Here is a 13,536-nt window from a genome sequence, read left to right as displayed (position 1 = left end):
TGCGCGGGGGGCGGGGTGTGCCAGGGGATGCGTGGGGTGTGAGGGGGTGCGTGGAAAGCTGTGTGGGTGGACGAAGAGTTGCACGAGATGGTCCGCGCGGTGGTGCGCAGGATCCCGCGCGGCCGGGTGGCGACCTACGGCGACGTCGCCGACATCGCCCGCGCGCCGTCGCCCCGCCTGGTCGGGCAGGTGCTCAACCAGGACGGGCACGACCTGCCGTGGCACCGGGTGCTGCGCGCCAACGGCACGTGCGCGCCCCACATCGCCGACGAGCAGCTGCAACTGCTGCGCGAGGAGGGCGTGGTGGTCGACGGCGGCAAGGTCGACCTGCGCACGTACCGCTGGGAGGACGCGGTCAAGGAGAAGGCGGACGAGCCTCCGGCCCTGTTCTGACCCGCGCCTCGACCCGGGCCACCTCGGACTCCACCTCGGGGTCCCGGGTGATCGCGGCGGCCAGGCGCAGCTGCGGCAGCGCCTCGGCGTGCCTGCTCTGGCGGCTGAGCGTGCGGCCGAGCAGCAGGCGCGCGTAGCCGTCGGACGGGTCGAGGTCGACCAACGCGGTCAGCACCCGCTCGGCCTTGCCCAGCGCGGCGGACTGGAAGTGCGCCAGCGCGAGTTCGGTCAGCACGGTCCGGTCGGTCGGCACGTGCTCGGCCGCCTCGGCCAGGTAGCGCGCCGCGCCGCTCGGGTCGCCGGACACGCGGAACATCCGTCCCTTGCGCAGCAGTTCGCGAACGTCGGTCATGACAGCTCCTCGTCCGCCGCGGTGACGTGCGGCACGTGCGTGACGCCCAGTCGCCCGGCTTGGAAGTCTTCGACGGCTTGCAGGATCTCGGCCCGCGTGTTCATCACGAACGGCCCGTAGCGCGCGACCGGCTCGCGCAGCGGCAGCCCGCCCAGCACCAGGACGTCCCACGTCGTGTCGGCCCGCATGGTGAGCGCGGCGCCGTCGTCCTCGAACACGGCCAGCTGCCCCTCGTCGAGCGGGCGGTGGTCGGCGCCGACCGTGCCGCGACCGGACAGGACGTAGACCATCGCGGTGAAGTCCTCCGGCCACGGCAGGGTCAGGTGGGCGTGCGGGCTGAGCGTGGCGTGCAGGTAGGTGATCGGCGTGTGCGTCATGCCAGGGCCCTGGTGCCCCGCCACGTCGCCGGCGATCACGCGGACCAGCGCGCCGCCGTCGTCGCTGGACAGCAGCACGGTGTCGGCCGGGTTGATGTCCTGGTAGCGGGGCGGGGTCCACTTGGCGGCCTTCGGCAGGTTGACCCACAGCTGCACGCCGTGGAACAGCCCGCCCCTGGCCACCAGCTCCTGCGACGGCAGCTCGGAGTGCAGCACGCCGGAACCGGCGGTCATCCACTGCGTGCCACCGTTGGTGATCACCCCGCCGCCACCGGTGGAGTCCCGGTGCTCGAAGACGCCGTCGATCATGTAGGTGACGGTCTCGAAGCCGCGGTGCGGGTGCCAGGGCGCGCCCTTCGCCTCGCCGGGGCCGTACTCGACGGCGCCCATGTGGTCGAGGAGCAGGAACGGGTCCGCGTCGGCGAGCTCCACGCCCGGGAAGGGGCGGCGGACCTGGAAGCCCTCGCCTTCGAGGAACCGCCGCGCCCGCACGACCCGGCGCACGCCGCGCCACTCGGTCGCGGCCTCGGGCAACCGGGGCAGGCGCGGCAGGGTCAGGGTGTCGGCGGTGACGGCGGGCATGACTGCCTCCTCGGACGGTGACCGCCCGGGTTCGGCGGTCTCACCCGCGTCAACCTGATTGAACCCTCAACTATTCCGCGCCCGTCGTCGCACGCCGCGGGCACCCGAGCGTTCGACTCGGGGTGCCCGCGACGTGGGACGCACGCGGTCAGGCCACGTCTTGGAAGCAGCGAGCCTCGTAGTAGCGCAGCAGGACGGCTTCCACCACCCGCAGGTGCGCGCCGATCGGCGCCGCCACGACGGCCGCGCCCGAGTCGGCGACGACGCGGTGGAAGAGGCCGGGGGCCAGCAGCCACGAGGCGACGGCCACCCGCCCGGCCGCGGCGGCGACCACGTCACCGATGCGGGGTTCGGCGGTGGCGGCGTAGCCGATGGTCACCGGGCCGACCCGGCGGGACAGCGCGGTGGCCACGGCCCGCACGTCGGCCAGGGCACGGGGATCGGACGAACCCGCGGCCGCCAGCACCACCGAGTCGCCCGGCGTCCACCCGGCCTCGGTCAGCCGCGCCAGCAGCGCGGGCAGCAGGGCCGGGCCGATCGGGTCCGTGATCACCGCGTCGGGGTGGCCGGACGCCTCGACCTGCGCCGGGATGTCCACCCGGACGTGGTAACCGGCGGCCAGGAACGCGGGGACCACGACGGCCGGGCCGGAGACGGACTCCAGCACGGAGGTGACGTCGGGCTGCCGCACGTCGGCGTAGGCGACCCGCACGGGCACGCCACCCAGCCGTGCCCGCACCAGGGACGCGATCTCTTCCACGACAACGGCCCCGGCGGGGTCACGGGTGCCGTGCGCGACGAGGACCAGGGTCATACGGCCACTCCGGCGGGGTCCATGGCCAGGCGGTAGCCGCGCTTCACGACGGTGGCGACCATGCGCGGCTCGCCCAGCGCCGAGCGCAGGCGACCGATGGCGGTCTCCACGGCGTGCTCCTCGCCGCCGCTGGGCAGCGCCGCCAGCAGGTCGCGCCGGGACACCACCCGGCCACGCGCGGCGGCCAGCACCCGCAGCACCGCCATCGGCGCCGGCGGCACGGGGCGCAGTTCGCCGTCCACCACTACGGCCTGGCCGCGCAGTTCGATGTCACGGGCCGCGATCCGCAGCCGCGTCGCCCTGGCGGGCAGTTCCAGCGCCAGTTCACGGGCCAGCGCGCCGATCCGGGCCCGGGCCGGCTGCACGACCGGGACGCCGGCGCCGACGAGCGGTCCGGCGGTGATCGAGCCGACGCCCACCACCAGCACCTCCCGGCGCAGCAACGAGATCAGCTCGGCCTGCTTGCCCATCGCCTCCGCCACGCGCAGCACGGAGGCCGCGGCGGGCGCGCTGGTGAACGTGAGCGCGTCCACCTGACCGGCGAGCACGGCCTCCAGCAGCCGTTCCAGCGGCGCCGGGTCGGACGGGCCGGTCCAGCGGTAGACGGGCACCTCGACGACCACGGCGCCCGCCGCGCGCAAGGTCGACGTGAACTCCGGCAACGGCTCGCCGTGCAGCTGCACGGCGATGCGCTGACCGGCCACGCCGGCCCGCAGCAGGTGGTCGAGCAGCTCGGCGTTGCTCTCGCCCTCCGGCGACCACGTCTCCACCAACCCGGCGGCACGCACCGCTCCCCGCGCCTTCGGCCCCCGGGCCAGCACCCGCGCCCCGGACAGCCGCGAGAGCAGGCGCGCGCCGAGCCCCCAGCCCTCCGCGGCCTCCACCCAGCCGCGGAAGCCGATGCCGGTGGTCGCCACCACGACGTCCACCGGTTCCTCCACCACGGCCCTGGTCGCGGCCAGCAGCTCCGCGTCGTCGGGCAGCGGCACGATCCGGATGGCGGGACCGTGCAGCACGGTCGCGCCCTTGCGCTCCAGCAGGGCGCCGAGCTCGTCGGCCCGCCGGGCGGCGGTCACACCGACCGTGTACCCGGCCAGCGGGGCGGCGTTCACGGTGACCCGACCTGGATGACGCCGTCGGCCACGACCACGGGGTGCACCGGCACGCCGGTCGAGGGGTCGTCCAGGCACTTGCCGGTGGAGAGCTCGAACGCCTGCTTGTACACCGGCGACACCACGACGGGCACGCCGCCGCGGTCGCCCACGATGCCGCGCGACATCACGGCCGCGCCGCTGAACGGGTCGATGTTGCCCAGCGCGTGCACGGTCCCGGCCGAGGTGAGGAACACCGCCACCTGGGAACCGTCGGGCAGCAGCGCCGCCACCCCCTGGTCGGGGCGCAGGGCGCTCAACTCGCACACGGGTGTCATCGGGAAACCTCCGCCTGGCCGACAGTGGGAACGCCCAACAGGACCGGCACCTTCTGGCCGCGCTCCTCGCGGAACGTGATCGTCGGGTCGGGCGTGCCGGGCGCGTTGACGAACGAGGTGAAGCGGGACAGCTTCTCCGGGTCCTCCAGCACACCGCGCCACTCGTCGGCGTAGTTGTCCACGTGCTTGGCCATCGCGGCTTCCAGGTCGGCGCAGATGCCGAGGCTGTCGTCGACGATGACGTCGCGCAGGTGGTCAAGCCCGCCTTCCAGCGACTCGATCCACGTCGAGGTGCGCTGCAACCGGTCCGCGGTGCGGATGTAGAACATCAGGAACCGGTCGATCAGCTTGATCAGGGTCTCGGTGTCCACATCGGACGCGATCAGGTCGGCGTGGCGCGGGGTGAAGCCGCCGTTGCCGCCCACGTAGAGGTTCCAGCCGTTCTCGGTCGCGATGATGCCGAAGTCCTTGCCGCGCGCCTCGGCGCACTCGCGCGCGCAGCCGGACACGGCGGACTTGAGCTTGTGCGGCGACCGCAGGCCGCGGTAGCGCAGCTCCAGCGCGATGGCCAGCGACACGGAGTCCTGCACGCCGTAGCGGCACCACGTGGTGCCGACGCACGACTTCACCGTGCGCAGCGCCTTGCCGTAGGCGTGCCCGGACTCGAAACCGGCGTCCACCAGGCGCTTCCAGATCAGCGGGAGCTGGTCGACGGTCGCGCCGAACAGGTCGATCCGCTGCCCGCCGGTGATCTTGGTGTAGAGGCCGAAGTCGCGGGCGACCTCGCCGATGACGATCAGCTTCTCCGGCGTGATCTCGCCGCCGGGGATGCGCGGCACGACCGAGTAGGTGCCGTTGCGCTGCATGTTGGCCAGGAAGCGGTCGTTGGTGTCCTGCAGCGTGGCCTGCTCGCCCTCCAGCACGTGCCCGTTGTCCAGCGACGCGAGGATCGAGGCGACGGCGGGCTTGCAGATGTCGCAGCCGTGGCCGCGACCGTGCCGGGAGACCAGCTCGGAGAAGGTGGTGACGCCGGTGGAGCGGACGATCTCGAACAGCTCGGCGCGGGACTGGTCGAAGTGCTCGCACAGCGCCTTGGACTGCTCGACGCCGCACTCGGAGAGCAGCTTCTTCAGCATCGGCACGCACGAGCCGCAGCCGGTGCCGGCCTTGGTGCAGGACTTGATGCCCGGCACGTCGACGGCCTCGCCGGAGTTGACCACGTCCACGATCTGCTGCTTGGTGACCGCGTGGCACGAGCACACCTGCGCGTCGTGCGGCAGGGTCAGCTCGACGCCGCCCTCCGGCCCGATCAGCGCGACCGGGTCGCCGGGCACGGGCCTGCCGACCAGCGGCCGCAGCGACATGTACTTGGACGCGTCGCCGACGAGGATGCCGCCGAGCAGGGTCTTCGCGTCGTCGGACACCACGACCTTGGCGTAGGTGCCGGCCACGGCGTCGTTGACGACGACCTCCAGCGCGCCCTCCTCCTTGGCGTGCGCGTCGCCGAACGAGGCCACGTCCACGCCGAGGAGCTTGAGCTTGGTGGACATGTCGGCGCCCGGGAACTCCGCGGCGCCGCCGAGCAGGCGGTCGGCGACCACCTCGGCCATGGAGTAGCCCGGCGCGACCAGGCCGTACACCATGCCGTCGAGGTTGGCGCACTCGCCGATGGCGTAGATGTGCTCGTCGGAGGTGCGGCACGCCTTGTCGACGATGATGCCGCCGCGCTCGCCGACGGTGAGGCCGAACGAGCGGGCCAGCTCGTCGCGCGGCCGGATGCCCGCGGAGAACACCACGACGTCCAGGTCCAGCTCGACGCCGTTGGACAGCTTGGCGATGAGCCGCCCGCGGTCCTGCTCGATGGAGGACGCGGACGTGCCGGTGTGCACGGTCAGGTCCAGCTTCTCGACCAGGCGCTTGAGCAGGCCGCCGCCACCCTCGTCCACCTGCAGCGGCATCAGCCGCGGGCCGAGCTCGACCACGTGCGGCGAGATGCCCATGCCGCGCAGCGCGTTCGCCGCCTCCAGGCCGAGCAGGCCGCCGCCGAGCACCATGCCCGCGTGCCGGCCCGCCGCGCGCGCCGACTCGACCGTGGCGCGGATGCCGTCCAGGTCGTCGATGGTGCGGTAGACGTGGCACCCCGGCAGGTCGCGGCCGGGCACCGGCGGCACGAACGGCACCGAGCCGGTGGCCAGGACCAGCGCGTCGTAGGGCTGCACCCGGCCCTTGGCGGTGCGCACGACCTTGTTGTCGCGGTCGAGGTGCACCACCTTGTCGTCCAGGTGCAGCTCGACCGCGTCGTCGTCGTGCGGCGCGAGGCTCAGCGACCCGGCGTCCCAGTTGTCCACGTAGGACGACAGCGCGACCCGGTCGTAGGCCGGACGGGTCTCCTCGGCGAACACGACGATCCGCCACTGACCGGTCACGTCCTTCTCGCGGAGGGCCTCCACGAGCCGGTGACCGACCATGCCGTGACCGACCACCACCAGCGTTCGCGTCATGGGACCAATCCCTTCTTCCGCCCAGGTCAATGCTCACCGGGCACCGTGTCGTGCCAAGGTCGCGAATGTTGCGCAGGCGTTAAAGCAGCCTCACGCCGCACTTCAGAGGGTTGTGTGCGTCACACGCCGGCGTAGGCGAGGCTCGGCACGCGCGCGAACACCCGTCGCCGCATGTAGAACCACCAGGTGGTGGCCATGCAGAGGCCGTAGAACACCAGGAACGCGGTGAGCGCGGGCGCCAGCGTCTTGCTGCCCTCGAGCGAGAACTTGAACACCAGGTTGACCAGCACGCCGCCGAACGCGCCGATCGCGCCCGCGATGCCGACCACGGCCGCGGCCTGCCGCTTGGCCGAGCGCATGTCCTCCGTCTGCGCGGCGAAGATCGCCGGGATCATCCGGTAGGTCGAGCCGTTGCCCACGCCGGCCAGCACGAACAGGGCGATGAACGAGCCGAAGAACAGCGCGAAGCTGCGGATCTCGATGCTGACCAGCAGGCTGACGGTGCCGGCGGCCAGGCCCAGGAACACCGCCATGGTCATCCGCGCGCCGCCGAACCGGTCGGCGAGCCACCCGCCGAACGGCCTGCTCACCGAGCCGATGAGGGCGCCGAGGAAGGCCAGGCCGACGAAGCTCTTGTAGTCGACGAAGCTGAGCTTGATCAGCGACGGGAACGCGAACGAGAAGCCGATGAACGAGCCGAACGTGCCGATGTACAGGAACGACATCACCCACGTGTGCTTGTTCGACATCGCCTTCTTGTACGACGAGCCGTCCGGCTTGGCCTGGGTGAGGCTGTCCATCAGGAACCACGCGCACACCGAGGCGACGATGATGAACGGCATCCAGAACAGGGCCGCGTAGGCCAGGTTGATGCCGGTGCCGAGGGAGATGATGATCGGCACGACGAGCTGCACCATGGCCACGCCGAGGTTGCCGCCCGCCGCGTTGAGCCCGAGCGCCAGGCCCTTCTTGCCCTCCGGGTAGAAGAACGAGATGTTCGCCATCGAGGACGAGAAGTTGCCGCCGCCGAAGCCCATCGCGGCCGACGTGAGCAGGAAGAACCAGTACGGCGTGCCGGGGTTGCTCACCGCGATCGCCAGCATCGTGGTGGGGATCAGCAGCAGGCCGGCGCTGATCGTGGTCCACGCCCGCCCGCCGAACTTCGGCACCGCGAACGTGTAGGGGATGCGCAGCACCGCGCCGACCAGGTTCGGCACGATGAGCAGCCAGAACGTCTGGCCGACGCTGAAGCTGAAGCCGACGGAGCCCAGGCTCACGACCACGATGCTCATCAGGCTCCACACCGTGAAGCCCAGGTTCTCCGCCAGGATCGAGAAGACCAGGTTCTTGCGGGCGACCTTCTTGCCGGTCGTCTCCCAGAACGACGGGTCCTCCGGCTCCCAGTGCTCGATCCACCGACCACCGCGTTTGGCCTGAGGCGCAACGCCCTTGGTCTCCATCACCGTGCTCATTGGACCCTCCTGGACACCGATTTCCCGTTGCAGGAACCGTAAGAACGGTCCGTTACCCCGACGTTCGGACAGGTGTCGTCGGCGGCAACTCCCGCGCACATCAAGCGGATTGGGGCTGTGAGGCCGCGAGCCAGTCGACGATCCCGCACACCGCGTCCTTGCAGCCGCCACAGCCCGTGCTGGCCCGCGTGACCTCGGCGATCGAGGACAACGTCGTCGCGCCGCCGCGCCAGGCGCTGACCAGTTGGCCCTTGCTGACCGTGTTGCACCGGCACACCACCGCGGACGCGGGCAGGTCGGCGGGGCTGGCCTCGTTCTCGGCGGGCAGCGCGCGGCCCAGCAGCAGCGCGAGCCGGTCGGTCGGCGCGGGCAGGCCGCGGTCGAACAGCTGGGTGATGGCCGCCGCCGCGTCCGGCGCGCCGAGCACGATCGCGCCGGTGACCTTGTCGTCGCGCAGCACGAGCTTGGCGTACCGGCCACGCGCCGGGTCCTGGAAGCACAGCACCTCGTCGTCGACCGAGTCGACGCCCACGTGCACGTCGCCCAACGCGGCCAGGTCGACGTCGCGGGCCTTGAGCCTGGTCACGACGGTGGTGCCGGAGTAGCGGGCGGCGGGCGCGACGCCGGTGAGCCGGTCGGCGAGCACGGCCGCCTGCTCCCACGCGGGCTGCACCAGGCCGGACACCGTGCCGACGTGCTGGGCGCAGTCACCGATGGCGTGCACGCGGGGGTCGCTGGTGCGCAGCGCGTCGTCCACGAGGATGCCCCGGTCGACCTCGATGTCCGCTTCCTCGGCCAGCGAGGTCTCCGCGCGCACGCCCGCCGAGACGACGACCAGGTCCGCGGGCACGTGCGTGCCGTCGTCGAGCTCCAGCCCGTCGCCCGGCACGTACCTGGTGGCCAGCACGCCGAGCCGGAACTCGATGCCCAGGCCGTTCAACGTGGTGGCGAGCACCCGACCCGCGCCCGCGTCGAGCTGCCGTTCCATCAGGTGCTTGACGGGGTGCACCACGGTGACCAGGCAGCCCCGGCCGGCCAGGCCGCGCGCGGCCTCCAGCCCGAGCAGGCCGCCGCCGAGCACCGCGACCGGCGTGCCGGGCGAGGCCTTGGCCACGATCTCGGCGCAGTCGTCCAGCGAGCGGAACGCCACCGCGCCGGACGCGAGGTCGCCGTTGCCGTCGAGCAGGCCGGGCGTCGGCGGCACCCACGACCGCGAGCCCGTGGCCAGCACCAACGCGTCGTAGGGCACCTCGGTGTCGTCGACGTGCACGACCCGGCGGGTCCGGTCGATCTTGCTGACCGTGCCGCCGAGCCGCAGGTCGACGTGGTGCTTGGCGGCCCAGTCGGCGTCGTGCAGCCGCACCGCGTCGGGCGTCAGCGACCCGGCGACCACGCTGGACAGCAGCACCCGGTTGTACGCGTGGTGCGCCTCGTCGCCCAGCACGGTCACCGAGACGCGTTCCGCCTTCGGGTCGCGGCGGCGGATCTCGTCGGCCAGCCGGGCGCCGGCCATGCCGTAGCCCACGATGACAACGTTCCTCATAGCGACTCCAATCGGACCGCGCACACCTTGAACTCGGGCATCCGGCTGGTCGGGTCCAGCACCGGGTTGGTCAGCAGGTTGGCCCGGCCCTCGCCCGCGTAGTGGAAGGGCAGGAACACGACGTCGATCCGCATCGACGCCACGCAGCGCACCCGCGCCACGGTCCGGCCGCGCCGCGAGACGACGGACGCCATCCCGCCGTCGCGCAGGCCCGCCCTGGTCGCGGTGTCCGGGTGGACCTCCACGTACGCCTCGGGCTCGGCCTCGTTCAGCTCGGGCACCAGCCGGGTCTGCGCGCCGGACTGGTAGTGCTGGAGCACCCGGCCGGTGGTCGCCTGCAACGGGTAGTCGACGTCGGGCACCTCCGCGGGTCCGCGGTGCTCGACGGGCACGAACCTGGCCAGGCCGTCGGCGTGCGCGAAGCGGTCGAGGAAGTTGCGCGGCGTGCTCTCCCGGACCACGGGCCAGTGCAGGGCCTCGCCCTGGCGCAGGCGCTCGTAGGTCACGCCGGAGTAGTCGGCGGCGCCGCCCTCCGACGCCCGCCGGAGCTCCTCGAACACCACCTCGGGCTCGGTCGGGAACCGCTCGGCGGGCTGGCCGAGGCGGGTCGCCAGGCCGCGCAGCACGTCCAGGTCGCTGCGCACGCCCTCCGGCGGCGCCACGGCCACCTGGCGCAGCAGGACGCGACCCTCGAGGTTGGTCATCGTGCCGCTCTCCTCGGCCCACTGCGTGACCGGCAGCACGACGTCGGCGACCGCGGCCGTCTCCGACAGCACCAGGTCGGCCACGACCAGCAGGTCCAGCGCCTTGAGCCGGTCGGCGACGTGCTGCGAGCGCGGCGCGGAGACGATCACGTTGCTGCCGAACACCAGCAGCGCCTTGGGGCCGTTCGGCTGCCCGAGCGCGTCGAGGAGCTCGTAGGCCGAGCGGCCCGGTCCGGGCAGGTCGTCCACGCCCCAGACGTCCATGACGTGCGCGCGGGCCGCCGGGTCGTCGATCTTGCGGTAGCCGGGCAGCTGGTCGGCCTTCTGCCCGTGCTCGCGCCCGCCCTGGCCGTTGCCCTGGCCGGTGAGGCAGCCGTAGCCGGAGTACTTCCGGCCGGGCAGGCCCAGCGCCAGCGCCAGGTTGATCCACGCCGACACGGTGTCCGCGCCGCTGGCGTGCTGCTCGGTGCCGCGGCCGGTGAGGACGAAGGCGTTGTGCGCCTCGGCCAGGATCCGCACCGCCGCCCGCTGGTCGGCGACCGGCACGCCGGTGACCCGCTCGACCCGTTCCGGCCACCACGTCGCCGCGATGCGCCACGCGTCGTCGAAGCCGGTGGTGCGCTCGGCCACGTACTCCTTGTCCAGGTAGCCGTCGGCCACGGCGGTGTGCAGCAGGCCGAGCGCCAGCGCGAGGTCCGTGCCGGGCGCGGGCTGCAGGTGCAGGGTGGCCAGCTCGGCGGTGGGCGTGCGCCGGGGGTCGATGACGATCAGCTCGGCGTTCTTGAGGTGCTGAACGAACGGCGGCATGGTCTCCGCCGGGTTGCCGCCGACCAGCAGGATCGCGTCCGCGCGGTCGAGGTCGGTGACCGGGAACGGCATGCCCCGGTCGAGCCCGAACGCCTTCAGGCCCGCCGCCGCCGCGCTCGACATGCAGAACCGGCCGTTGTAGTCGATCTGCGAGGTGCCCAGCGCGACCCGGGCGAACTTGCCGAGCAGGTAGGACTTCTCGTTGGTCAGCCCGCCGCCGCCGAACACGCCGACCGAGTCCGGCCCGTAGGTCGCGCGGAGGTCCGCGAGCTTGGCCGCGACCAGGTCCAGCGCCTCGTCCCAGGTGGCCTCCCGCAGCTCGCCGTCCCGGCGGACCAGCGGCGTGGTGAGCCGGTGGGGCGAGGTCAGCAGCTCGGCCGACGTCCAGCCCTTCTGGCACAGCCCGCCTCGGTTGGTCGGGAACTCCCGCGGCGACACCTTGCCGTTCTCGATGGACATCGCGCACTGCAGCGCGCAGTACGGGCAGTGCGTGTCGATGCTCGCGGAGGCGGTCACGAGCCCGACGGTAAGAAGCCGCTGTTAACGGCAGAACGTGGAATGTTTCGTCCACGCGAACTTCACAGCTCAGGGATCGCGCGGTGAGGGTGAGTTCACAGCAGGTCGACGACGAGCGCCGCCGTCCGCTCCAGTCCCACGAGAGATTGTCTGCTCGAACGGGGGTGCAGCGCGTGGACCGCGAGGCGGAACAGGGTCGCCCGCAGGAGGATTTGCGGCCACTCGTCCAGGTGCGCCCAGCGCTGGAGCAGACCGTGATCCGCGCCACCCCAGGACAGCGCGTCGACCACGACCACGGCCGCGCCGTAGGGCGCAGGGCGCCAGTAGGCGGCGAAGTCGATGATCGCCGGGGCGGCGTCGCCCGCGAACAGCACGTTGCCGAACAGGTCGCCGTGGACCACCTGCGGCTTGAGCGCGACGGGCTTGCGGTAGCCGGCGGTCAGGTCGAACAGCCGCCCGCCGAGGTCGGGGTCGAGGTCGGCCTTCTCCTCGTCCCACGCGCAGCGGTCGGCGGTGGCGAACAGGTCGACCCGCGCGTCCAGGAACCGGGGCCTGGGCAGCTCGGCGGTCGCCCGGTGGAGCTTCACGGCCACGTCCACGACCTCGTCGTGCCGCGGCTCGGCCCGGCCCGAGAGGTACTTGGTCGCCGCCCAGCCGCCGACCACGTAGCGGCCGTCGGTGGAGCGCAACGGCCTGGCCACGCGCACGTTGTCGACGTCGAGCGCGTCGAGGGTCTTGGCCACCCAGGTGGCCTCGGCCGGCTTGCCCGCGGGCCGGATCGCCGCGTCGCCGCACCGCCACACCGGGCCGCCGTCGATCAACTCCGGCTCGGCGTCGCGCGCGCCGAACGCCGCGCGCACGTGCGACGGTGGCGGCTCCGGAGTGGTCACGGCCGGCACGCTACCTGCACCGGGCCTTCCGTTGGTGGACCTCGGGCGTTCGAACACGTGGTGTCCACGCATTCGGCCTAACCGCATAATTGCGGTCTCGATTGGGGGGATTTGCGCTGTGACCGAAGCCACGCACGCCGCTTTCGCGCTCGCCCTGCTCCGGGCGCTGCCCGAGGGCGACCGCTGCTGGTCGCCGTTTTCCGTGGCCGCGGCCCTGTGCCGGGCCGCGGACGTGGCCGGCGAGGACACCGCGCCCGCCGTGGCCGACGTGCTGCGCGCCGACGTCGACCGGACGGCGAAGCTGCTCGCCGTCGCGGCCGACGAGCCCGCCGTGACTTCGGCCGACACCATCTGGGTCGACCCGGCCGCGCCGGCGGTGGAGCACCCGGACGTGCGGCGGCTCGTGCTGGACGAGCACGCGCACGTCGTGATCAACGAGGCGGTGCGCGAGCTGACCCGCGGCCTGGTCCGGCAGGCCGTTCCGCCCGGGGCGATCACGCCCGGCGCCCTCGCCGTCCTGGTCAACGCGCTGCACGCGAAGGGCGCGTGGGTGGAGGAGTTCCCCGAGGACGACACGCGGCCCCGCAAGTTCCGGACGCCGTCGGGCAAGCGGATGGTGCCGACGATGCACCGGACCGGCGCATTGGGTTACGCCGCGCGGCACGGCTGGCGGTCCGTGCTGATCCCGTGCGAGGAGGCGTTGGACGTCGTCGCCCTGCTGCCCGACCAGCCCCTGGCGACCGCGGAGCTCGACGGGGAGGCGCTCGCCGACCTGATCACCGGCGTGCGGTTCACCGAGGTCGACCTGTACCTGCCCAAAGTGACCCTGGAGGCGACCACGGAACTCGTGGAGCCGCTGCGCGCGCTCGGGGCGGGGCCGCTGTTCGACTCGTGGCTGCTGGTGGAGCAGGTGCTGCACCAGGCGAAGCTCACGCTCGACGAGCGCGGGGTCGAGGGCGCCGCGGCCACGACGATGATCGCCGCCATGGGGTGGCACGACCCCGAGGAGGCCTTGGTGGTGCGGTTCGACCGGCCGTTCCTGCTGGCCGTGCGCCACCGGCGCACGGGCCTGCTGCTGTTCCTGGCCGAGGTGACCGAGCCGTGAGCGCACGACGCCGGGGCAACCTCAGGAGGCTGCCCCGGCGTCGGTCGTCAG

The 13,536-nt window shown here is 72.8% G+C and carries 12 protein-coding genes; 2 read left to right on the top strand and 10 right to left on the bottom strand.

Features of this window, described 5'->3' with window-relative positions; translation table 11 throughout:
• Nucleotides 1–66 precede the first annotated feature (66 nt).
• The gene (locus AB0I91_RS09645) at nucleotides 67–393 is read left to right on the top strand and encodes an MGMT family protein (protein WP_498774470.1); all 327 of its coding nucleotides are present in this window, start codon (nucleotides 67–69) and stop codon (nucleotides 391–393) included.
• Here AB0I91_RS09645 and AB0I91_RS09640 read toward each other — a convergent pair.
• The 10 genes from AB0I91_RS09640 to AB0I91_RS09595 all read right to left on the bottom strand — a co-directional run bounded on the left by AB0I91_RS09640 (nucleotide 356) and on the right by AB0I91_RS09595 (nucleotide 12,380).
• Entirely contained in the window at nucleotides 356–745 is a 390-nt protein-coding gene (locus AB0I91_RS09640) for a tetratricopeptide repeat protein (RefSeq protein WP_499636306.1), read from the bottom strand. The two genes, AB0I91_RS09645 and AB0I91_RS09640, sit on opposite strands and share 38 nt — an antisense overlap.
• Entirely contained in the window at nucleotides 742–1,704 is a 963-nt protein-coding gene (locus AB0I91_RS09635; protein WP_498774466.1) for a pirin family protein, read from the bottom strand. Before AB0I91_RS09635 ends, AB0I91_RS09640 begins: the two co-directional genes overlap by 4 nt.
• Nucleotides 1,705–1,852: 148 nt before the next feature.
• The gene (locus AB0I91_RS09630) at nucleotides 1,853–2,518 is read right to left on the bottom strand and encodes a sirohydrochlorin chelatase (RefSeq protein WP_499636304.1); all 666 of its coding nucleotides are present in this window, start codon (nucleotides 2,516–2,518) and stop codon (nucleotides 1,853–1,855) included.
• On the bottom strand, nucleotides 2,515–3,630 hold the full coding sequence (locus AB0I91_RS09625; RefSeq protein ID WP_499636302.1) for a uroporphyrinogen-III synthase: 1,116 nt from the start codon (nucleotides 3,628–3,630) through the stop codon (nucleotides 2,515–2,517). Before AB0I91_RS09625 ends, AB0I91_RS09630 begins: the two co-directional genes overlap by 4 nt.
• Nucleotides 3,627–3,947: a nitrite reductase small subunit NirD gene (nirD, locus tag AB0I91_RS09620; protein ID WP_498774460.1), complete on the bottom strand. Its 321-nt coding sequence runs from the start codon at nucleotides 3,945–3,947 to the stop codon at nucleotides 3,627–3,629. The genes AB0I91_RS09625 and nirD overlap by 4 nt, the downstream gene beginning before the upstream one ends.
• Nucleotides 3,944–6,448 carry a nitrite reductase large subunit NirB gene (nirB, locus tag AB0I91_RS09615; RefSeq protein WP_499636300.1) on the bottom strand — a complete coding sequence of 835 codons (2,505 nt, stop codon included), beginning with the start codon at nucleotides 6,446–6,448 and terminating at the stop codon, nucleotides 3,944–3,946. Before nirB ends, nirD begins: the two co-directional genes overlap by 4 nt.
• Before the next feature lie 119 nt (nucleotides 6,449–6,567).
• Entirely contained in the window at nucleotides 6,568–7,920 is a 1,353-nt protein-coding gene (locus AB0I91_RS09610) for an MFS transporter (protein WP_498774456.1), read from the bottom strand.
• Between the two features lie 100 nt (nucleotides 7,921–8,020).
• Nucleotides 8,021–9,463, bottom strand: a complete 1,443-nt coding sequence (locus AB0I91_RS09605) for an FAD-dependent oxidoreductase (RefSeq protein ID WP_499636298.1) — start codon at nucleotides 9,461–9,463, stop codon at nucleotides 8,021–8,023.
• Nucleotides 9,460–11,433, bottom strand: coding sequence for a molybdopterin oxidoreductase family protein (locus tag AB0I91_RS09600; RefSeq protein ID WP_499636359.1), 1,974 nt, complete (start codon nucleotides 11,431–11,433; stop codon nucleotides 9,460–9,462). Before AB0I91_RS09600 ends, AB0I91_RS09605 begins: the two co-directional genes overlap by 4 nt.
• Nucleotides 11,434–11,585: 152 nt before the next feature.
• A complete protein-coding gene (locus tag AB0I91_RS09595; protein WP_498774452.1) occupies nucleotides 11,586–12,380 on the bottom strand; it encodes a TIGR02569 family protein in 795 nt (264 codons plus the stop codon).
• A gap of 118 nt (nucleotides 12,381–12,498) precedes the next feature.
• Here AB0I91_RS09595 and AB0I91_RS09590 point away from each other — a divergent pair, with 118 nt between their 5' ends.
• Complete coding sequence (locus AB0I91_RS09590) at nucleotides 12,499–13,485, top strand: serpin family protein (protein ID WP_499636296.1); 987 nt, start codon at nucleotides 12,499–12,501, stop codon at nucleotides 13,483–13,485.
• The last annotated feature ends 51 nt before the right edge of the window (nucleotides 13,486–13,536 follow it).

It is taken from the genome of Actinosynnema sp. NPDC049800 (genome assembly GCF_040656635.1).
GTDB lineage: Bacteria > Actinomycetota > Actinomycetes > Mycobacteriales > Pseudonocardiaceae > Actinosynnema.
The sequence above is the reverse complement of the archived record's forward strand: the minus strand, read 5'-3'. Positions and strand labels throughout refer to the sequence as shown.

What these genes read in the sequence shown, in the direction of transcription:
- AB0I91_RS09610 (WP_498774456.1), bottom strand. Translation starts at nt 7,920, where the DNA reads ATGAGCACGGTGATGGAGACCAAGGGCGTTGCGCCTCAGGCCAAACGC.
- AB0I91_RS09640 (WP_499636306.1), bottom strand. Translation starts at nt 745, where the DNA reads ATGACCGACGTTCGCGAACTGCTGCGCAAGGGACGGATGTTCCGCGTG.
- nirB (WP_499636300.1), bottom strand. Translation starts at nt 6,448, where the DNA reads ATGACGCGAACGCTGGTGGTGGTCGGTCACGGCATGGTCGGTCACCGG.
- nirD (WP_498774460.1), bottom strand. Translation starts at nt 3,947, where the DNA reads ATGACACCCGTGTGCGAGTTGAGCGCCCTGCGCCCCGACCAGGGGGTG.
- AB0I91_RS09600 (WP_499636359.1), bottom strand. Translation starts at nt 11,433, where the DNA reads ATGTCCATCGAGAACGGCAAGGTGTCGCCGCGGGAGTTCCCGACCAAC.
- AB0I91_RS09630 (WP_499636304.1), bottom strand. Translation starts at nt 2,518, where the DNA reads ATGACCCTGGTCCTCGTCGCGCACGGCACCCGTGACCCCGCCGGGGCC.
- AB0I91_RS09605 (WP_499636298.1), bottom strand. Translation starts at nt 9,463, where the DNA reads ATGAGGAACGTTGTCATCGTGGGCTACGGCATGGCCGGCGCCCGGCTG.
- AB0I91_RS09635 (WP_498774466.1), bottom strand. Translation starts at nt 1,704, where the DNA reads ATGCCCGCCGTCACCGCCGACACCCTGACCCTGCCGCGCCTGCCCCGG.